Raw genomic sequence first — 21722 nt, 5'->3', positions numbered from 1 at the left:
TCAGCGGCTGAGGACCTGTGGGGCCGGCGTGGTGGCGGGTGTCGGGATCGCGTGGGTCGGCTGGCTGGGTCGGGGTGGAAGGGGCACGACGAGGGGTCGGTCGGGGTGGTGCTGGTCCCAGGTGTCGGTGGCCGACGTCTCGAGTCGCGTCGTCTTGAGGACGGTGGTGAGGATTTCCATCGGGTCACCGACCTGCTCCCCAGGCAGGCACTCGGTGCCGGGGCCGTCGACCGCGACGTACAGGTGGTTGGCCGCGCGGCCGCGGCTCATCGCGACGTACAGGTCCTCGCGGGCGGTGCCCGGGCCGATGAGGTTGTGGGTGACGTCCGCGGTGACGCCCTGGGATCGGGCGGTGGTGGTCGCGTAGCCGAGCTCGACGTGCCGGGTCACGTAGGCGGCCGGTAAGAGCGCTCGGGCGCCGTCGGGGTCGGTGACGTCCAGGGATCCGTCCGGCCTTACGGCGGCGACGGTCCACAAGGTGCCGTTGCGGACCCAGCGGTCGTCCCCGTAGGTCAGGCGCCGGTCGTTGCGGCGCGAGACGACCCGGTCACCGACCCCGGCACTCAGGTGGTCGGCGAGTGTCACCGCGTTGGCACCGACGAGTCCGACGTCCTGCAGCAGCAGGTGGATGCGCTGGTTGAGGTCGCTGACGGTGGCGCTGTCGACGGCCTGGGCCAGCACCCGTTCCCCTACTCCCAGCGCGGCGGTGGCCGCCTGGGCGACCTGCTCGACGAGCTCGTCATAGGTTCCGGCGTGCAGGCGCCGATGCTCGGCGTAGGTGTCGATGACGCTGGTCGACCCGTGTCGCAGCGCGAGGACGGCGCGGGCTTCCCAGGGCTGGGTGAAGCGGCGCAGGGTGCGCAGCTGGGCGGTGGGGCCGCGGTTGACGAGCATGGCGAACGCCCCACCGGCCCCGATCGCGCCGCGCTGGGCGGGGTCGCCGACGAGCAGGATCTTCGCCCCGGCGACCGCTTCAACCTGGCCGGTGAGGTGGGCCAGGGTGCGGGTGTCGGCCAGAGAGGCTTCGTCGAGCAGGAGCAGGGCGCCGGGGTGAAGCCGCCAACGGTCCTGCTCCTCGGACAGCCGCTCGACCCGGTCCCGGATGGCCAGCGGGTTGCCGCCGCTGAACCCGGGGGTGGCCTGCGCCTGGGTGCGAGCGAGCGCGCCGGGGCCGACGGACTCGTGCAGCCACTTGGCGGTGGTCTCGGCCCGCACCCGGAGCGCGGTGCCCAGGACGTGGGCGGCGGTCGCCGAAGGTGCCAGCGCGATCACCTCACCGCCGCGTGATGCCTGCCAGGCGTGGGCCAAGGCGGCCAGAGTGGTCGTCTTGCCCGCCCCGGCCGGACCGACCAACACGTCCAGCACGGTCAAAGAAGCCAGCACGTCGGCGACGGCGTCTGCCTGATCGTCGTCCAGCCCGGCCAGGTGCTCGGCCGCGACCGGGTTCAGCGGCAGGTGCTGGCGGCGGGTACCGGTCGGCGTGGCCGCCGCCAGCAGCAGCGCTTCGGCGCCGAGCAGTTCGGCGGTGGTGTACCGCTCCTGGCCACGGCGCACCGGGCGCTCCGGGTCGGGGACATCGAGACGGATGCATCCGTCGGAGGCCTGCGCCAGCAGCTGGTCGGTGAGATGGAACCGGTCCTTCGGCGAGGCCATCGGCAGGTCCGCCGAAGCACGCAGCACGCTGGCGGCCAGGTTCCACGTCGACCACACCGACCGACGCGTCGAGGCGTCGGCTACCGCGATCGCCACGATCTGCTCACGTATCTGCGGGCCGACGTCGTGGGCGTGCAACACCCGCCCGTAGCCGCCCGCCAGCGCCACGGCGGCCAGGTCCTGCGGTTCACGGCCGGTCAGGGCGCGGGCCCGGTTGGCCCACTCGGTCATCAGCTCCCGCAACGACCGAACCACCTTGCGCGGCCGAGTCGCGCGGGTCAGGTGCTCCCGGGCCTGTGTCGTCTCCACCCGCGACGGGCTCCGACCGGTGCGGGCAAGATGGTCGATCGCCCACTGTTCCTGCGCCGCGCCGATCGTCCGGGAGCGGGAGGAGAACGCGGCCAGCAGCTCATCGTTCAGCCCGTCGATCTCCAGCGCCGGGTTGCGGGACTCGCCCCGCTGCCGCCAGGACCAGGACACCGGCAGACGACGGACGACCTCGTCCGACAGCAACGCGTCATACAGCTCGGAGACCGCCACCGCCGCCGCGTGGATCGTCGTGCCGTCAACCGAACGCCAGACCCCGTCGATGCCCTGCACCCGGTTGGCCACGACCACGTGGGTGTGCAGGTTCGGGTCCCCGGCCCGGGAGTCCCAATGGTCGAATCCCGCCGCCACCATGCCGCGGGTGCGGATCTGCCGCGCTCCCCCGGCCCCGACCCTGGTCCGCAGCACCGACTGCTCGACAAATCCCAGCGCCTGGGCCACCGCCGCCCCGTGCGCCGCCTCGACGGCGCGCCTGGTCGGCTCGTCGCTCAGCGCCCACAACACCGACGCCGACTTCGGGACCGTGAAGGTCAGGTCATAGCCGGCGACCTTCAGGTGCCGGCCGATCGGGTCGCCGGTGACCGGATCACAGCCGTCACGGAACACAGCCGCGAGCTCGCCTTCGTCGAGCCGCGAGCCCGGCCTGATCCGATGGTCGATGCGGCCGAGGGCGTCCAGGCCGTGCCCGAGCCAGCAACCCGGCGGGTTGCCGGTCGCCGCGTAGTAGTCCGTCACCGACTGACCCGTCACCGCAGCGCCGTCGTTCACCGCGACATGCCTAGTCAGATACCGGTACCCGAGCCCCGCGACCATCTTGTGCATCGACAGCACGACGCCCTCCTCGCCCCAGGGAGGTGAGCGAACGCTCCTGCCCCCGCGAGCGGGTGCGCGGCATTGCGAGCGGTCACACCGAGCTGAACCGCACACCCCTCCTCAGAACAGGTGTGCAGCGGCCGTCGAACACGCGACGGCACGGGTGCGATCGGACCCCTCGAAGAACGCAACTGGCCACGTCCTACGTCGATTCGCCCACTCTTCTGCGACGCTCAGCGGCTCGGCGTTGGTACGTTCGACGCACGGGGGTCGCGGGCGGCGCGCCGTCAGGAGATCCATGAGACGGGCAGCGCAGCGAGGCCATGGACGCGTTCAAGGTTCACCGCAACCTCATTGAGGACTACAAGAAGTTCACCGAAGGGTTCGTCGATATCCGCGACGAGCGGGTCAAGGCGTCCGTCGAGGCGCAGGCCGCGGCTGGCGCGCAGTGGCCGGATCCGTGGTTGTCGCTGAACCCGTCTTTCGCAACGGGCGGCTCGGTCGACGACCTCGTCGCCGAGGGGCTGCTGCGTCCCGAGGCCAAGGCGATCTTCCGGGTCGGGAAGGACAAGGGGCCGGGCCAGCCGCTCGTTTTCCACAAGCACCAGGCCGATGCGATCCGAGCGGCGCGAACCGGTGCCTCATACGTCCTGACAACGGGCACTGGCTCGGGCAAGTCCCTCGCCTACATCGTGCCCATTGTCGACCACGTCCTGCGACGCGGCTCCGGGCGCGGCGTGCAGGCGATCGTCGTATATCCGATGAACGCGTTGGCCAACAGCCAGGTCGAGGAGTTGGGCAAGTTCCTCCGGGGCGGCTTCGGCGCCGGCAACGAGCCAGTCACGTTCCGGCGCTACACAGGCCAGGAGTCTGAGGACGAGCGTCTGGAGATCTTGGCGAACCCGCCGGACATCCTGCTGACCAACTACGTGATGCTCGACTACGTCCTGGTACGGCCCCGGGAACGGGAGAAGCTCGTCTCGGCGGCGCAGGGACTGCGCTTCCTCGTGCTCGACGAACTCCACACCTACCGCGGTCGCCAGGGTGCCGACGTGTCGATGCTGGTGCGACGCGTGAGGCAGGCGACCGGCACTGCCAGCGCCCTGCAGTGCGTGGGTACCTCCGCGACGATGTCGACCGCCCGCACCCAGGACGATCAGCGCCGGGAAGTCGCCGCCGTTGCCAGTCGCATCTTCGGCACTGAGGTCACCGCCGACAACGTCATCACCGAATCGCTCGTGCGAGCCACGACTGAGCGCGCCCCGTCGGCCGATCAGCTGGCGGCTGCCGTCGACGCACGCGGTGAAGCAGAGTCCGTCGACCGAACGTTGGCGGCCGGCTATGACGCTCTTCGAACGGACCCGCTCGCGTCATGGATCGAGGACACATTCGGGCTGACGACCGAACCCGACACCGCGGTCCTCGTGCGCACCGAACCACAGACGGTTCAGGGAGCCGGTAAGACGCTGGCCGAGATCACCGGGCGCGGCGCCGGTGCCTGTGAGACGGCGATCAGAGCCACCCTCCTGGCGGGCTCGCGCACTGTCGACGGGACGGCAGGCCGACCACTGTTCGCCTTCCGCCTCCACCAGTTCATGTCCAAGGGCGCCTCTGTCTATGTCACCGCCGAGGCTGAAGCTGTACGCCCTGTCGAGCACGAGTACCAGGTCGTTGTATCTGCCCCTGAGCGGCGCCTGTATCCCCTGGCCTTCTGTCGGGAATGCGGCCAGGAGTACCTCATGGTCAGGCAGGACCGGAATGAGGCACAGTTCGTCGCGCGTACTCAGATTGCCCTCTCCGGCCCTGACGACGGCTACCTGTACGTCGACACCAAGGACCCGTGGCCGGCCGACCCGATCGAGCGCCTGCCCCAGTCGTGGATCGACGACACCCCGTCCGGCCCCCGCGTCCAGCAATCGCGCCGACCTCACGTTCCGCAGGCCGTCGTCGTCGGACTCATGGGCGAGTACTCGACTCCAGGCAGCAGCGACCCGTCGCCGAGCGTGTCCGCCGCATGGATCCCCGGTTCGATGCTCTTCTGTCTTCGCTGCGGCGTCACGTACGAGACCGCGCGCCTCAGCGAGCTGTCGAAGGTCGTGACCCTCGATCAAGAGGGCCGGTCCAGCGCAACGACTGTCCTATCGACGAGCATCATCCGGTCGCTCAGCCAGGACAAGGACTTGCCCGACGAGGTGCGCAAGCTGCTCACGTTCGTCGATAACCGCCAAGACGCGTCACTGCAGGCGGGTCACGTCAATGACTTCGCGCTGGTCAGCCAACTGCGGTCGGCGGTCTTCGCCGCGGCCAAGGCATCCGGTGACGAGGGCCTCGACCCAATCGACTTCGAGTCGACCCTCCCCAGGGTGCTCAACCTCGACAGGAAGCACTACGCCCAGAATCCGCGTGCCTTCGACACGTCCCAGGCGGATGCAGCGCTCCGCAAGGTCGTCGCTCTCCGCGCGATGCAGGACCTGAGGCGGGGCTGGCGGTTCACGCTACCGAACCTGGAACAGACTGGCCTCATTCGCGTCCGGTACCCCATCGCCAAGGCGTTCTGCGGTTCGGTGGAGCACTGGGCAAGCGCGCACGTCTTGCTGCGGGCCGCGGATCCCGACCTGCGGTACGAGATCATCGAGGTGCTCCTCGACGAGTTTCGGCGGGTACTCGCGATCGACACCGACGTCTTCTCGCAGGAGCACATCGACAAGCTGCGCATCCTCAGCCGCGAGCACCTCGTCGGTGTGTGGACAGTCGGCGACACCGAGCAGGTGCCCTACCTGGGGACCGTCGTCCTCGCAGCGCAACCGCAAGGTGGTCCGCGCAACGTGCTCGCGCTGACCGCCCAGGGCGCGTATGGCCGATGGCTGTCGCGCACGGTCGATCCGGCGCACCCGAGAATCGACCGGGTCACGACGAACGACGTCCTCGACTCGCTCGTCAAGTTGCTCGCCGCCAACGGATTCCTGGCCGACGTCCGTGACGGACAGCTGCACGGCTATCGCCTCAAAGCGCATCAGATCCGGCTGATGGCCGGCGACGGCAACCACGGTGCCCCCGACCCCGTGCGGCGCACGCTCGACAAAGAGAAAGCGCCGCGAGTCCTCCCCTACTTCCGCGACCTGTACCGGGAGGCGGGCACCAAGTTGGCGGGCATCGTCGCCCGCGAGCACACCGCCCAGGTGCCCCCCGAGATCCGCGAGGAGCGCGAGAACCAGTTCCGCAGCGGAGAGCTGAAGCTCCTGTACTGCTCGCCGACGATGGAGCTCGGCATCGACATCCGTTCGCTCGACGCGGTGGCGATGCGCAACGTGCCGCCGACGCCCGCGAACTATGCGCAGCGTTCCGGTCGTGCTGGCCGGTCGGGACAGCCGGCAATCGTCGTCACCTACTGCTCCAGCGGCAACGCCCACGACTCCTACTACTTCGCGCGCAGCAACCAGATGGTCGCGGGCCGCGTCCTGCCACCCCGTCTCGACCTGGCGAACGAGGACCTCGTCCGCTCACACGTCCATGCCATCTGGCTAGCTTGCACCCCCGTTGACCTGCGGCAGTCGATGAAGCACGTCGTCGAGATCGACCAACCCGGGTACCCCGTCAATGCCGACATCAAGGCGGCGTTCGCGGTGCCCGACCTCGCCGCACGCGCAACTGCGGCCGCCCATGCCGTCCTCGACCCCCTCCGGGAGGACCTCGAGCGCACCCAGTGGTGGTCCGCCGTCTGGGTCGACGACGTCGTGGCCGATGCACCCCACGCATTCGATCTCGCGTGCGAGAGGTGGCGGACGCTCGACCGGACGGTCCGGGTGGAGATGGATCTCGCGTATCGCCAGTCCGCCGACGCCAGCCTACCCAAGAAGGAACGCCAGCAGGCCGAGGACCGCCAGCGTGAGGCCCGGCGCCAGCGCGACCTGCTCCTCAACGAGAGCGACTCGTCGTCGGCCATGGGTCAGGGTGACTACTACCCATACCGCTACTTCGGCTCCGAGGGGTTCCTCCCCGGCTACTCGTTCCCACGCCTGCCTCTGGCCGCCTACGTGCCGGGGCAACGGGGTGCCGGCGCCACGTGGTTGCAGCGTCCCCGGTTCCTGGCCCTGCGCGAGTTCGGGCCGAACGCGCTCGTCTACCACGAAGGCGCCCGCTACCAGGTGATTCGCGTCAACCTGCCGCGATCGGACGAGCCAGCTGACGGCAAGGCTCCGAATGCCGGCAACGTCACGCTCTCCGAGGCCCGCATCTGCGCGAGCTGCAACTATCACCACGACCGCCAGGTGGGCACAGACGTCTGCGAGAACTGCGGCGCCCGGCTGGCCGAGCCGACACGGAACCTGCTGGCAATGCAGACCGTCATCACCCGCCGCCGCGACCGCATCTCCGCCGACGAGGAGGAACGCCAGCGGCTGGGGTTCGACCTCGTCACGTCCTACCGGTTCCAGCCGAAGGGGCGCTCATCGGGCGTGCTCCACGCGATGGCGCAGGAGGGCGGAGTCCCGATGCTCGACCTCCGATACGGTGACGCCGCGGAGCTTCGCGTGACGAACACCGGCCCCAAGCGGCGCGCTCCCGGCACCGCCCCCGGCTTCTGGATCGACACCGTCAGGGGGACCTGGCTCTCGGACACCAGAGCCGCGGCGATCGACGCGCCTGAGGGCGATGACGACACCCCGGTCGCCGCCGACGTCCAGCGCAAGGCGCGGGTCATCCCGTACGTCGAGGACCGCCGCAACATCGCGGTGCTGCGGTGGGAGGACCAACGCGACGAGTCCGAGGCGAAGACGCTGATGTACGCCCTCGAGCGGGGCATCGAGGCGGTGTTCCAGCTCGAGGACTCCGAGCTGACGAGCGAGATCCTCGCCGACGACGACCACCGTGGGCGGTTCCTCCTCGTCGAGGCCGCAGAGGGCGGCGCTGGCGTGCTGCGCCGGCTTCACGGCGAGCCCGACGCTCTGGCGCGGGTGGCGCAGGAGGCGCTGCGGATCATGCACGTCGATCCGGACACGGGCCGGGAGCACGACGATGCCTGCGTCCGTGGCTGCTACCGGTGCCTCCTCTCGTACTCCAACCAGTCAGACCACGAGTCGATCAACCGTCAGTCGGCGGTGCCGACCCTGCTCCGTCTCGCACGTGCGACGACGGTCACCGACTCTCCCGACGACCCGCACCCCGCAGGGGATGGAAGCGCCGATCCTGCTCCCGCCGCCCCGGCGCGCACCCCGACCCCGCTGTCCGGCCGCGCCGCCGAACTCGTTCGTCTGCTCGGGCTGCGGGGCCTGGCACTGCCTGACTCCGCGGACGTCGCGATCGAAGGCATCACCGTCGACCTCGCCTTCCCCCGCACCCACGCCGTGGTGATCGTCGAGGACCTCTCGCGCCACCAGCCGGACGAGTGGCCGCTGCTGGCCGCCGGCTGGCAGGTGATTCACCTGCGGGACGGCGATGATCTCGGCGCGCTGGTGGCCGCGAACCCGAGCGCCTTCGGCAGGATGGCCTAGTGCCCACCTACGCTCCGGGAACGCTCGTCCGCGCACGCGGGCGGGAGTGGGTGGTTCTGCCGGAGAGCGCCGACGACTTCCTCGTCCTGCGCCCCCTGGCGGGCGGCGACACCGACCGCGCCGGGGTCCTGCCAGCGCTCGAAGCCGTCGAGTCCGCCACGTTCCCGACTCCCGGTCCGGACGACCTTGGCGACGCCCGCTCGGCCGCACTGCTCCGCGACGCCCTCCGGATCGGCTTCCGTTCGACGGGCGGCCCCTTCCGCTCCCTCGCGTCACTGGCCGTCGACCCGCGCCCGTACCAGTACGTCCCCCTCCTCATGGCGCTGCGTCAGGAGACCACGCGTCTGCTCATCGCCGACGACGTCGGTATCGGCAAGACGATCGAGGCCGGCCTCGTCGCCGGGGAGCTACTGGCCCAGGGCGAGGCGAAGGGGCTGGCCGTGCTGTGTCCGCCGGCGCTCGCCGAGCAGTGGCGGGATGAGCTCCGCGAGAAGTTCGCCCTGGAGGCGGAACTCGTCCTTGCCTCGACCGTCGGCCGGCTTCAGCGCGGCCTGACGCACGACGAGTCGATCTTCGACCGTTACCCGGTCACGGTCGTGTCCACCGACTACATCAAGAGCGACCGCCGCCGCGACGAGTTCCTCCGCACGGCCCCGGACCTCGTGGTCGTCGATGAGGCCCACACGTGCGTTGTCGACGACGCCGGAGCCGGCGGCCGCGGGCGCACGCAGCGCTACAGGTTGCTCCAGGACCTCGCCGAGGACGAGAACCGCCACCTCGTCCTGGTCACCGCAACGCCCCACTCGGGGAACGAGGGCGCATTCCGCAACCTCGTCGGCCTCCTCGATCCCGCGCTGCGCGACGTGGACCTCGGCGCGGAGGAGGCACGGCAGCGACTGGCCGCCCACCTCGTTCAGCGCCGCCGCGCGGACATCCGCACCTACCTGCACGAGGACACGAAGTTCCCGAGCGACCGCCAGACGCGCGAGGTTCCGTACCGCCTGTCCCCCTCGTTCCGAACGTTCTTCGACGACGCCGTCGCCTACGCGCGCGGGCAGGTCCGGGACCGGTCGGGCACAACTCTGCAACAGCGTGTCCGATGGTGGTCGGTCCTGTCGCTGCTGCGCTCGATCGCCTCGTCGCCGGCCGCCGCCGCCGCGACCCTCGTGGCCCGCTCGGCCGCCGCGGCGGCCGAGTCCGGAGAGGCCGCCGACGCCGTCGGGCGCGCCCTCGTCTTCGACCAGGTGGAGGACGACTCCACCGACGCCGACGACACCGCTCCCGGCGCGATCCCCACCCTGGGTGACAACTCCTCGCCGGAGGCCCGCATCCTCCGCGACCTGGCGGTCCAGGCCCAAGGCCTCCGCGTCGACGACGACGCCAAGTTGGCCGCCCTGGTCACGCAGGTGCGGGGCCTGCTGAGGGAAGGCGTGTCGCCAATCGTCTTCTGCCGCTTCATCCCCACGGCCCACTACCTCGCCGAGCACATTCGCTCGGTGATGCGCAACGTTCCGGTCGAGGTCGTTACGGGTGAGCTGGCCCCGGACGACCGTTCCGCCCGCGTGCACGGCCTGCTCGACCAACCGGCCGACTCCGGCCGCGTGCTCGTCGCCACCGACTGCCTCTCCGAGGGCGTCAACCTCCAGGACGGCTTCCAGGCCGTGATCCACTACGACCTCGCGTGGAACCCCACGCGCCACGAGCAGCGCGAGGGCCGCGTCGACCGCTTCGGCCAGACTGCGGACATCGTGCGGGCGGTGACAATCTACGGCGAGGACAACGGCATCGACGGGATCGTGCTCAACGCGCTGCTGCGCAAGCACGCACAGATCCGCAAGGACCTCGGCATCAGCGTCCCGGTCCCCAACGACACGAACGACCGCGTGCTCCAGGCCCTCCTCGAAGGCGTTCTGCTGCGCGGCGGTTCAGGCGAACAGCTCGAGCTCGAGCTATTCCCGGTGGTCAAGCAGCTCGACGACGCGTGGACGTCGGCAGCCGAGACCGAGCGCCTCTCGCGCACGCGCTACGCCCAAGCAACGATCCGGCCCGACGAGGTCGCGCGTGAGGTGGACGCCGCCCGCTCCCGCCTGGGCCGTCCGGAGGATGTCGCGCGCTTCGTCCGCACCGCGCTGGCCGAGGTCGACGGCGCCATCCGCGACGACCCGTCCGGCCTGGTGCTGGAGGCCCACTCGATCCCGGTCGGGCTGCGCGACGCGCTGCACCTCAACGGCTCGGACGGCACGCTCCTGTGGGCCCGCGACCTGCCGGCCCCGCGCGGCGCAGCCGTCACCGTGCGCACGGACGAGCGGGTCGGCGCCCTGGCTCGCTTCATCCTTGACGGCGCCCTCGACAAGCGCCTCGAGGAGCGACTACGCCCGGCGCGGCGCGCCGGCGTCATGACAACGAACGCCGTCGACGCACTCACGGTGCTGCTGCTCGCCCGGTTCCGGGTGCACGTGACCCTCCCTGGCCGCCACGGCACCCGCACGGAGGTCGCTGAGGAGGCGCGGACGCTCGCGTTCCGCGGTTCCCCGACAAGGCCGGTGTGGCTCGAGCCGGACGAGCTCGATGCCCTGCTCACCGCCCAACCGTCCGCCAACACACCCCCGGACCGCGCCCGCAGCCTCATCGAAGGGGTACTCCGCGCACTGCCGCAGCTCACTCCGGCCCTCGACGCCGAGGCACAGCGAGCGGCCGACGAGTTGCGCGATGCGCACACCCGGGTGCGCCAGGCCGCGCGCGGCCGCGACGTCGCGGGCGGCTTGGGCATCCGCGGCCTCGACGTCAGCCCCCAGCTCCCCGTCGACCTGCTCGGCGTCTACGTGTACCTGCCCGGCGGTGCTGCGTGACGGCGTTCCAGGCGATCCACGTCGAGGGCGGCATCGTCCCGGCGACATTCCTCCAGCGCATCGCCAGCGATGACATCGGCACGACCGAGTCGCGCTCCCCGGCCTCCTACCACCTGCCCGGCCGCGAGAGCATCCGCGACGCTGCGAACCGGTCATGGACCTACCTTGTCGGCGCCTGGGAGGCGTGGCGCGATTCCCAGGCGAAGGAGCCGGGCGGCTTCGCCGGCACCGGTGCTGCACTGGTCCGCGAGCGCTGGCTCCTTGTGCTGCTCCAGGAGCTCGGCTACGGCCGAGTCCCGGTTCGCACCGGCGGGATCACGGTGGGCGAGCAGACGTACCCCATCTCCCACGTCTGGGAGCACATCCCGATCCACCTGCTTGGTCCCGGCGTCGACCTCGACCGGCGCCACGCCGGCGTCGCCGGAGCCACCCGCGCACCCCAGGCGATGGTCCAGGAGCTGCTCAACCGGACCGACGAGCACCTGTGGGCGATCGTCTCCAACGGCCTGAGGCTGCGCCTGCTCCGAGACTCCACCGCGCTGGCTGGCTCGGCGTTCGTCGAGTTCGACCTCGAGGCGATCTTCGACGGCGAGCTTTTCGCAGAGTTCCTCCTCCTGTGGGAGACGTGCCACCAGTCCCGGCTCGAGATCCGTCCCACCGCCGAAGGCAGCTCGGCGACGGCGAGCGACTGCTGGCTCGAGGCCTGGCGCTCCGACTCGGTCAACGCCGGCGCTCGTGCGCTGGAACGGCTCCGCGACGGCGTCGAGAACGCCCTGCAGCATCTGGGCACCGGCTTTATCGCCCACCCGGAGAACACCCACCTTCGCGAGCTGCTCGCCACCGGCAAGCTGCGACGCGAGGACTACCACCGCCAGCTGCTGCGCCTCGTGTACCGGTTGCTCTTCCTCTTCGTCACCGAGGACCGCGACGTGCTGCTCGACCCAAACGCTGGCCCGCTGGCCCGGCAGCACTACACGGACTTCCTGGGCACGCAGCGGCTGCGCCGCCAGGCGCGCGAACGCCACGGCTCGGCCGCCTACGCCGACCTGTGGCGCGGCCAGCGGCTGGTGCTGCGCGCGCTCGGCGGTGACGGTGAGCCGGCGCTCGGACTCCCGGCCCTCGGCGGCCTCTTCGACCCCGAGGATGGCCTCGGCGAGCCGCTCCTCGACGCTGAACTCGCCAACGACGACATGCTCCAGGCGATCCGCGACCTCGCCTGGCTGCCCACCGGCGAGCAGCGGCTCCAGCAGGTCGACTACCGCAACCTCGGGTCCGAGGAGCTCGGCGGTGTGTACGAGGCGCTGCTCGAGCTGGTCCCGCGAGTCTCGGTCACGGAGCACCGGTTCGAGTACGAGCGCCTGAGCGGCAACGAGCGCAAGACGACCGGCTCTTACTACACGCCCCCGGCCCTTGTCTCGGCGCTGCTGGACTCCGCGTTGGATCCAGTCATAGATGACGCCGTAGCGGCGGCAACCGACGGTGCCGATGCCGAGCGCCAACTCCTCAACCTGCGCGTCTGCGATCCCGCCTGCGGCTCCGGCCACTTCCTCGTCGCCGCCGCTCGCCGCATCGCGCGCCGCCTCGCGGCGATCCGTTCCGGCGAGGACGAGCCCACGCCGAACGACGTTCGTCACGCGCTGCGGGACGTCGTCGCCCGCTGCGTGTACGGCGTCGACGTCAACCCGCTCGCCGCCGAGCTGGCGAAGGTCTCACTCTGGCTCGAGGCCGTCGAACCCGGCAAGGCGCTGGGCTTCCTCGACGCGCGCATCCGCGTCGGCAACTCGCTGCTGGGCACCACGCCCGCGCTGCTGGCCGCCGGCGTTCCCGACGAGGCCTTCACACCCCTGGAGGGCGACGACAAGAAGGTCGCAACCGCGGTGAAGCGCCGCAACCAGGCCGAGCGCGGCCGAGACGGTGGCGGTCAGGACGTCCTCGAGCTCGACTTCGGCTCGGCCAGGGCGCGCCCGTTCCGCGACGCGCGCGCGGAGTTCCTCGCGGTGTTCGACGACGCCGCGTCCGTTCGGACCCAGGCGCGTCGTTGGCACGAGTACGAGCGGTCACCGGAGTACCTGCACCACAAGGTCCACGCCGACGCGTGGGTCGCCGCCTTCGTCTGGCCGCTCGGCCAAGCCACGGCCAGCAGCGTGCACGTCACCCAGCCGCCGACCACCGCGATCGTCCGCCGGTTCGAGACCGATCCCGACGCGGCGAGCCTGGAAGCCACCCGCAACGAGGTGGAGCGGCTGGCCAATGAATACCGGTTCTTCCACTGGCACCTGGAGTTCCCCGAGGTATTCGACCGGCCCTCAGGTCCCGAAGGCCCGGCAGGCTGGATCGGCGGCTTCGACGCGGTGCTCGGCAACCCGCCATGGGAGCACATCGAGCTCAAGGAGCAGGAGTACTTCGCGTCCAAAGATCCAGAGATTGCTTCCGCCGCGGGGGCCCGCCGGAAACGCCTGATCGAGGCTCTGGAGCACGACGACCCGCAGTTGTACGCGCAGTACACCGCCGACAAGAGGCACATCGACTGCGTGCGGCACTTCGCCGCAGAGTCTGGCGTCTACCCGTTGACCGGTCGCGGCCGGGTCAAGACGGACCCCCTCTTCGCCGAGCTGTTCCGGACGCTGACTGCCGCGTCGGGCCAGACCGGCGTGATCGTGCCGACCGGGATTGCCACCGACGCGACCACCCAGTACTTCTTCCGGGACCTCGTCGAGAATTCGAGCGTCCGAGCTCTCTACGACTTCGAGAACCGTGCGCCAATCTTCCAGGCAGTCGATTCACGGTACAAGTTCTGCCTGCTCACACTGGGCGGTTCGGCCCGCAGGACGAAGGTCGCGCAGTTCGCGTTCTTCCTCCACGACGCCAGCGAGATCCCGTCGTCTCGCTTCACGATGACGCCCGAGGAGATCACGCTTCTCAACCCGAATACCGGAACACTGCCCATATTCCGCACCCGCCGCGACGCCGAGATCACACTCGGCATCTACCGACGTGTCCCCGTTCTCATCAATGAGCGCCTCGTCGCCGCCGGCGACCCGGCGGGGAACCCATGGGGCGTCTCCTTCATGCAGGGACTCTTCAACATGACGTCGGATTCGCACCTGTTCCACACGCGCGACGAGCTCGAGGCCGAGGGCTGGGTGCTGGAAGGCAACGTCTTCGTCCGGCCGACGAACAGCGCAAATGAGCGGGGGGGGGGGGGCACGCCTCGTTCCTCCCGCTCTACGAGGCCAAGATGATGCATCAGTTTGACCACCGCTGGGCAACGTACGAGCGCGACGGCTCGGTCCGCGACGCGACGCCCGCCGAGAAAGTGGACCCGTCATTCGTCGTCCTCCCCCGCTACTGGGTCCACGCCGACGAGGTCACCAAGTCCCTCGGAAACCGCTGGGACAAGCCCTGGCTCCTCGGCTGGCGCGACATCGCGCGCGCCACTGACGAGCGGACGTTGATCGCGCCGCTCTTTCCGATGAGCGCGGTAGGCAACAAAGTCCCGCTGATGCTCACCGTCGGCGGTCCTGTCCTCGCCGCCATCCTGAACTCCTTCGCCACGGACTACGTGGCCCGCCAGTCGGTCAGCGCGACCAGCCTCAACTTCTTCATCGTCAAGCAGATCGCAACGCTCAACGCGGGGCTCTTGGAGCGTCCCGTCGCATGGCTCCCCGCGACGCCTCGGGAGTGGATCCTGACGTACGTGCTCGAGCTCAGCTACACCGCCTACGACATGCGGGGACTGGCCGAAGACCTCAGCGACGACGGTGAGCCGTTCGTGTGGGACGAGGAGCGGCGCGCGATGCTGCGGACCGAGCTCGACGCGGCGTTCTTCCACCTGTACGGCCTGCCGCGCGACGAGGTCGACTACGTGATGCAGACGTTCCCGATCGTCTGCCGAAAGGACGAGGCCGCGTACGGCGAGTACCGCACCAAGCGCCTGATCCTCGAGTCGTACGACGCGATGTCGACCGCCATCGCCACCGGCACTCGTTTCCAGTCGTCGCTCGATCCCGCCCCGGGTGCTGGCCCCCGCCACGCCCCGCGGCCGAGGAGGATCCCCGCATGACGGAAGCCCCCGAGCGCATGCTCCCGCTCTACGAATCAAAACTCCTCCATCAGTTCGATCACCGGTGGGCGACATATGAATCTGATGGCTCGACTCGTGACGCAACCGACGAGGAGAAGGATGACCCTCGCTTCGAGGTAGAGCCTCGGTATTGGGTTCCCGAGTCAAGCGCTGCGGACACGCTGAATGGCAGATGGAATGAAGCGTGGGCTACGGTCTGGCGTGGTATCGCACGCTCCACGGACATCCGCACCGCGATCGCGACAGCAACGGACGGAATCGCGGGCGGTGGAAACTACGACTACTTCCTGGCAGGCAACTCCGGGTTAAATTCGCTCATCGCCACAGGCTTCCTCAACTCATTCGTCTTCGACTACGTCGTACGACAGAAACTCACGGGAATGCACCTTCAGTTCTCTGTCATGGCGCAACTGGTGGCACCCGAGCCTCGCGAGATCACTGGACTCATCTCGTGGACGCGTGAGTCGGGGACGGCTTGGTTCGGATCCCGGCTTTGCGAGCTGCTCTACACGTCGGAGAGGCTGGCGCCGGCCGCAAGACTTCTGGGCGACCAAGGCGAACCATTCCGGTGGGACATTGAACGCCGAGGCCTGATCCGCGCCGAACTCGATGCCGCCTTCTTCCACCTATATGGCGTGGCGCGCGACGACGTCGACTACATCATGGAGACGTTCCCGATCGTCCGGCGCAAGGACGAGGTGGCGCACGGCGAGTACCGCACCAAGCGCGTGATCCTCGAGGTCCACGACGCCATGCAGCGCGCGATCGACACCGGCACGGCGTATCAGACGATCCTCAACCCGCCCCCGGGCCTGGGTCCCCGCCACCCCGCGCGCGAGTCGAGCTGACCCCACGATGCCCCCGCCAACACCGACGTGGCTCTACCACTTCACGCACCTCGACCACCTGCCGTCGATCGTGCGCGAAGGCCTCATCGCGGATACCGAAGTGCAAGCCCGCGGGCTCGTCGTGCGGGAGGCTGGGGACCGCGAGATCAAGGGGCGGAGGCGGAGGCGGGCCGTCTCCGTGGGCCCACGGGGCACCGTTGGCGACTACGTGCCGTTCTACTTCGCACCACGCAGTCCCATGCTCTACTCGATCTCGCACGGAAACGTCCTGACCTTCCAAGGACGGACCAGCGACCTCGTCTACTTGGGCACCACGGTGGAGCTTCTCGAGGACTTCGGCGCCGACCTCGTGTTCACGGACCGCAACGCCGTGCTCGGCTACACCGAGTTCACGGCGGACCGGACCGTGTGGACGGCCGGCGGCTTCATCGACTGGGGCCTGATGCGCGAGACCTACTGGAACAACACGGCGGAGTACCCCGATCGCAAGGAGCGCCGCATGGCGGAGTGCCTCGTCCATCGGGGCGTGCCCTGGAACGCCATACTGACCGTGGGTGTGTTCGACGCGCAACGCAAGGACCTCGTTGAACAAGTCCTCGTCGGCGCCGCGCATGTCCCGCCCGTCCATGTCAGACGTAGCTGGTACTTCTGAGGGGTGATCGGGCAGACCATGATCGAGGAGGCTCGCGGCAACCTGCTCGCCGCAGACGTCGATGCGCTCGTCAACACCGTCAACACCGTCGGTGTCATGGGCAAGGGCATCGCCCTGCAGTTCCGCCGCGCGTACCCGGCGATGTTCGAGTCGTACGTTGCTGCCTGCAAAGCCGGCGAGGTCGAGGTCGGCCGGATGCACGTGTGGCCCACGGGGTCGATGTCCGGGCCGAGGTACGTCATCAACTTCCCGACCAAGCGGCACTGGCGTGCCCCGTCGCGGCTGGAGTTCGTCGACGCCGGGCTCGTCGACCTCGTCCGCGTGATCCGCGAGCGCGAGATCTCGTCGATCGCCATTCCTCCGCTCGGTGCCGGCAGCGGCGGCCTGGATTGGCGGCTCGTCAAGCCGCGGATCGTCGCCGCTCTCGACGAGGTGGCGGACGTGCGGGTGCTGCTTTACGAGCCGAACGGTGCGCCTGCCGCGGCGGACATGGCGCGGCCGGCCGAGCGCAAGCCGCTGACACCGCAGCGTGCCGCCCTCGTCGGGCTTCTGGCGCGTTACCTCACAACCGCGGTCGGTGCCTCGCTCATCGAGGTTCAGAAGCTCATGTACTTTCTCCAAGAGGCCGGCGAGCCGCTGCGACTGCAGTACCAGCGACACCACTACGGCCCGTACGCAGACAACCTGCGACACGTGCTGCGCGAGCTCGAGGGTTCGTACCTGACCGGCTACGGCGACGCCAGTGCGAAGGTGATCGACGCCGAGCCGATCACTCTCCTCCCCGGAGCCGCAGAGGAAGCCGAAGCGGTGCTCGCAGAGCACCCCGATACCCAGGCGCGCATGGCGCGTGTCCTCGAGCTCGTCGACGGCTTCGACTCGATGTACGGAACCGAACTCCTCGCGACAGTGCACTGGGTGGCCACACACGAGTCCCCCGCGCCGGCTGACCTGGCCGACGTCCGTCGACGGGTCCAAAAATGGTCGCGCCGCAAGCGGGAGCTGTTCACGGACGGTCATATCGAGATCGCGTGGGACCAGCTGCGCGACGAGCGGTGGGTGGCGGCATGAGCTCCGACGCGCCGACGGCCGGCCACCGCGCATACCTGCCGATCCCGGGCACGGAACGTCTGTTCGGCGGCGCCGAATACCAGCTTGCGGACTCACCGGCCGGGTACGTCTACAAGCGGGACTCGCACCTGATGCACGCCGCCGACTGCCTCCACGAGCCGCGGGTCGGTGTCGAGCCGCGCACACGGGACGAGGTCATCGAAGCGTGGCGACAGGCGCCCGACGAGCCCGTCGACCCCCGGTGGTGCCCCAACTGCCTACGGTTGCCCGTGAACCCGATCCCCTCCGTCCAGCCCCGTCGCCGGCAGGAGGAGGTTGCCGCAGTAGCCGCCGCCGCTCGCGTGGTGCTGGCGCACCTCCTGGGTGATGGTCTGTCCACGCTCGATCCTTCGCGCCGCATCTGGACCGCGGAGAACGCCACCGCGCTCCGGAACGCGATCTTCGGAGAAGGTGACACGGGCAAGGGTGCGTGGTGGGACCGATTCCGATCTCAGCTCACTGGCGCGCCGAGGGATGTGCTGCTGCTCGCCGCCGAGGCCGTGTACCTGCGATCCATCCCAGTCGCCGACCTCCGACCCGACACGCGGCGCCAGTACGTCGAGATGGTCCTCACGTTGATGCAGGAGCCTGTCTCCATCCCGGCGCCAATCAGCGAGGGGCTGACGTCACACGGCGTCTTCAACGGGGGACGTGGATGGCACGGCGCGGCGTGGCAGCAGATCGTCTGGCTGTGTGACTTCACAGTCACGTGGAACGGACTCACCGGCGCGGAGCGCGAATCGGCTCGTCGGGATCCGTGGGCGTTCCGTGACGTTGCAGGCCGCGTCGAGTACTACCTGCCGATGATGCGGAACGCCTTCGTCTTCATGGCGTTCCCTGACGTCTTCGAGAACATCGTCAACGACGACCACAAGCGTCGGATTCGTGACGCGTTTGCGCACGTCATCGGGGCTCCGAGCGGAACCAGTCTCGAGTCAGTTGACCGCGACCTGTTCGCAATCCGTTCCCGATTGGAGAGCGACCCGGTTGGGAACGAGTCCGTCGACTGGTACACCGACCCGTGGTATGCGTCGTGGAACCCACCGAAGGACGCCGGCGACCGCGCCTGGGCCGTGCGAACGAAACCCGCGGGCATCGAGCTCATCGAGCGCTGGCGCAACGAGGGATTCGTCTCACTCGCTGCGAGTCACCTGGCTCCGCTGACCGCCGGAGCTCCACGCGAGACCGTCCGCGTTTCCGTCGACGCTGGATACGAGCATGTCGACTACGCGCAACGCCTGTACCTGACCGATGACTACTTCGCCTTCCTGTCCCGCATGCAGGTCGACGATGTCGTCGTCGCCCGCCACGACGAGCAGGCGTGGCTCGGCCGCATCACTGGTGATCCCGAGTTCTGCCCGGACGAACCTCGGCTGCGTCGCTCTGTCGACTGGCTGCCGGATCCCATCGCCGTCGCCACACTTCCGCTGCCAGTTCTCGGACTACTGGGGGCCACGTCGCGAACGGTCATTGACCTCACCGAGGGACGCGGTGCGCTCGAAAAGCTCTTCCCCGTCTCCACCGTCACGACACTGCAGTCGACGCCGGAGCCGGTTGTGCTGCCCACGAGCTCGACGCCGCCGCTGAAGGGCGCCACCAGCGAATTCGCCGCTTCCCTCCATCTCGACAGGCAGTGGCTCGACGACTTCATCGGCGTCCTTGAGAGCCGCCAACAGGTGATCGTCTACGGCCCGCCAGGGACCGGGAAGACGTACCTGGCCCGGAAGGTCGCTCGCTACGTCGCGAGCGACGACGCCGTGCGGCTGGTCCAGTTCCATCCGTCGTACGCGTACGAGGACTTCTTCGAAGGGTTCCGGCCGCGGGTGCAAGGCGAGACGGGGCTCGCGTTCGAGCTTCAGCCGGGCCCCCTTCGTCGTATCGCGTCCGCCGCCAGCCTGGATCCCGGCGTCCCGTACGTGCTGATCATCGACGAGATCAACCGCAGCAACATCGCAAAGGTGTTCGGCGAGCTGTACTTCCTCCTGGAGTACCGGGACGAGTACGTCGGACTCCAGTACTCGCCCGAGGCCGAGTTCCGACTTCCCAAGAACCTCTTCATCATCGGGACGATGAACACGGCCGACCGCTCCATCGCGTTGGTCGATGCCGCGATCCGTCGCCGGTTCTCGTTCATCGAGATGCACCCGGACAGTGAGCCCGTCGCGAGCCTGCTCGACAACTGGCTGGCGGCCAACCACCGCGACGGTGGGCGTGCCGACCTGCTGCGAGCCCTCAACGCCCAGATCGGCACCGACGACCGCGACTTCCAGATCGGACCGTCGTACCTCATGCGCGACGACGCCGACACCGAACAGGGCCTCGAACGGATCTGGGACTACGACATCCTCCCCCTGCTCGAAGAGCACTACTACGGCCGGCTCGACCGAGCCCAGGTACGCGAACGGTTCGGCCTCGCGAGGCTGCGCTCACGTCTGACCACCACCATGGTCGTCGAGACACGTGGTGCTGGACCGGTTCAGAACGCGCTGCCCGGCGGCGAGGGTGACGTCGACCTGCCGTGAGCCGCGTCGAACTGGCAGAGAACGACCGCGCCGGAACGCTCGTCGAGCTCGACGACTTGAAGGCCGCGACACTCGCGGCTCTCTCGATCGTCGAAGTACGACCCGAGCGCCCTGGCGTCTGGCGTCTGCTGCCGGTGGCCAACACCGTTGGTGCCGTCCGCGTCGGCGACCTCGACCTGGTCGTGCGTCCGAAGGCCAGCTTCTCGTCGGTGCTCTTCATGCTCGGCTACGCGAAGGACCCCGGCTTCGTGCTCGGGGAGATCGCAGGGCTGGCCGATGAGGGACTCTGGCCGGCGGTAGCCGAGACACTCGCTCGGCTCGCCGAGCGAGCCCTCGGTCGCGGCGTTCTCCAGGGCTATGTCACGCGTGAGGACTCGCTTGCCGTGGTCCGTGGGCGCATCCGCATGACCGACCAGATCGCCCGTCGTCCCGGCATCCTCGTGCCGCTCGATGTGACGTACGACGAGTACCAGGGCGACATCGCCGAGAACCGGATCCTGCGTTCTGCACTCGTCCGCATGACGCAGGTGCCGCGGCTCCCTCTCGGGCTCCACCGGCGCCTCGGTCACCTCGCAGCGCGACTTGATGGCGTGCGAGTGCTGGTGCCTGGCGCGCCGCTGCCCGAGTGGCGTCCGTCCCGGCTCAACGAGCGCTATCAGCCAGTGCTTCGGCTGTCCGAGCTGGTGTTGCGCCACGTCGGGTTGTCAACGAACGCCGGTGACGCGTCGGTTGCAGCGTTCGTCGTCAACATGGCCACGGTCTTCGAGGACTTCGTGACGGTGGCGCTGCGCGAAGCCCTAGCCCACCTGAACCCAGGCGGGCACACCGAGTCACAGTTCCGCACGTTCCTCGATACGGCCAGACGCGTTCCGATCCGGCCGGACGTCGTGCACACGATCGACCGCATTCCCGTGATCGTCCTTGATGCGAAGTACAAGCTCGGCACCGCAGACGGCAGGTACCCCGAGGCGGACCTCTACCAGGTCCATGCGTACTGCACGGCTCTCGGCCTGCGACGCGGTTGGCTCGTCTACGCCGGTTCTCGCGCTGAGGGTGCGGCGCCATCCCGCCACCGGATCCGGAACACCGAGATCGACATCGTCCAGTGGCCGCTCGACGTATCGAGAAAGCCCAGCGAGTTGCTGCGCGACGTCGAGCAACTCGCGAGCCTCGCCCTTCGCGGAGTCTGAAAGGACTCGACTGCGTGCTGCAGCGACCGCGGGCACCGCGAGCATCGCAGAGATGCAAGAAGAGTGCTGAATGTGGTGGTCGTTGGGGGCGATGGGGGTGGGGTGTTCGGGGCGTGGGGAGGGTAGGTGAGCGAGGGGCCGGTGGGAGCGGCTGGGAAGGCTCGGTGGGGACTGGCGGGGCGTGGTGG

Annotated in this window: 10 protein-coding genes; 9 read left to right on the top strand and 1 reads right to left on the bottom strand. The window is 69.2% G+C overall.

The window, feature by feature from the left end:
* Positions 1 to 2802: a MobF family relaxase gene (gene mobF / locus BGO37_RS02460; RefSeq protein WP_291752001.1), complete on the bottom strand. Its 2802-nt coding sequence runs from the start codon at positions 2800 to 2802 to the stop codon at positions 1 to 3.
* Between the two features lie 314 nt (positions 2803 to 3116).
* On the opposite strand from mobF, the gene BGO37_RS02455 reads away from it, so the two are divergent.
* From BGO37_RS02455 to BGO37_RS02415, 9 genes are read left to right on the top strand one after another with little or no spacing between them, the layout of a single operon-like run.
* Positions 3117 to 8282: a DEAD/DEAH box helicase gene (locus tag BGO37_RS02455; protein WP_291751904.1), complete on the top strand. Its 5166-nt coding sequence runs from the start codon at positions 3117 to 3119 to the stop codon at positions 8280 to 8282.
* Positions 8282 to 11131, top strand: a complete 2850-nt coding sequence (locus BGO37_RS02450) for a helicase-related protein (RefSeq protein ID WP_291751902.1) — start codon at positions 8282 to 8284, stop codon at positions 11129 to 11131. The genes BGO37_RS02455 and BGO37_RS02450 overlap by 1 nt, the downstream gene beginning before the upstream one ends.
* On the top strand, positions 11128 to 14373 hold the full coding sequence (locus tag BGO37_RS02445) for a DNA methyltransferase (protein WP_291751900.1): 3246 nt from the start codon (positions 11128 to 11130) through the stop codon (positions 14371 to 14373). The genes BGO37_RS02450 and BGO37_RS02445 overlap by 4 nt, the downstream gene beginning before the upstream one ends.
* A complete protein-coding gene (locus BGO37_RS02440; protein ID WP_291751897.1) occupies positions 14370 to 15194 on the top strand; it encodes a hypothetical protein in 825 nt (274 codons plus the stop codon). The genes BGO37_RS02445 and BGO37_RS02440 overlap by 4 nt, the downstream gene beginning before the upstream one ends.
* Positions 15191 to 16063, top strand: coding sequence for a hypothetical protein (locus BGO37_RS02435; RefSeq protein WP_291751895.1), 873 nt, complete (start codon positions 15191 to 15193; stop codon positions 16061 to 16063). Before BGO37_RS02440 ends, BGO37_RS02435 begins: the two co-directional genes overlap by 4 nt.
* Positions 16064 to 16070: 7 nt before the next feature.
* The gene (locus BGO37_RS02430; RefSeq protein WP_291751893.1) at positions 16071 to 16715 is read left to right on the top strand and encodes a DUF4433 domain-containing protein; all 645 of its coding nucleotides are present in this window, start codon (positions 16071 to 16073) and stop codon (positions 16713 to 16715) included.
* A gap of 3 nt (positions 16716 to 16718) precedes the next feature.
* Entirely contained in the window at positions 16719 to 17783 is a 1065-nt protein-coding gene (locus BGO37_RS02425; protein ID WP_291751891.1) for a macro domain-containing protein, read from the top strand.
* The gene (locus BGO37_RS02420; protein WP_291751888.1) at positions 17780 to 20344 is read left to right on the top strand and encodes an AAA family ATPase; all 2565 of its coding nucleotides are present in this window, start codon (positions 17780 to 17782) and stop codon (positions 20342 to 20344) included. The genes BGO37_RS02425 and BGO37_RS02420 overlap by 4 nt, the downstream gene beginning before the upstream one ends.
* Positions 20341 to 21534: a restriction endonuclease gene (locus BGO37_RS02415; RefSeq protein ID WP_291751886.1), complete on the top strand. Its 1194-nt coding sequence runs from the start codon at positions 20341 to 20343 to the stop codon at positions 21532 to 21534. The genes BGO37_RS02420 and BGO37_RS02415 overlap by 4 nt, the downstream gene beginning before the upstream one ends.
* Positions 21535 to 21722: the final 188 nt, after the last annotated feature.

The sequence above is a fragment of the Cellulomonas sp. 73-92 genome (assembly GCF_001898175.1).
GTDB lineage: Bacteria > Actinomycetota > Actinomycetes > Actinomycetales > Cellulomonadaceae > Cellulomonas.
The sequence above is the reverse complement of the archived record's forward strand: the minus strand, read 5'-3'. Positions and strand labels throughout refer to the sequence as shown.

Excerpts from the sequence above, each read along its gene's own strand:
- mobF (WP_291752001.1), bottom strand. The coding sequence starts at position 2,802 with ATGCACAAGATGGTCGCGGGGCTCGGGTACCGGTATCTGACTAGGCAT.
- BGO37_RS02455 (WP_291751904.1), top strand. The coding sequence starts at position 3,117 with ATGGACGCGTTCAAGGTTCACCGCAACCTCATTGAGGACTACAAGAAG.
- BGO37_RS02440 (WP_291751897.1), top strand. The coding sequence starts at position 14,370 with ATGATGCATCAGTTTGACCACCGCTGGGCAACGTACGAGCGCGACGGC.
- BGO37_RS02435 (WP_291751895.1), top strand. The coding sequence starts at position 15,191 with ATGACGGAAGCCCCCGAGCGCATGCTCCCGCTCTACGAATCAAAACTC.
- BGO37_RS02430 (WP_291751893.1), top strand. The coding sequence starts at position 16,071 with ATGCCCCCGCCAACACCGACGTGGCTCTACCACTTCACGCACCTCGAC.
- BGO37_RS02420 (WP_291751888.1), top strand. The coding sequence starts at position 17,780 with ATGAGCTCCGACGCGCCGACGGCCGGCCACCGCGCATACCTGCCGATC.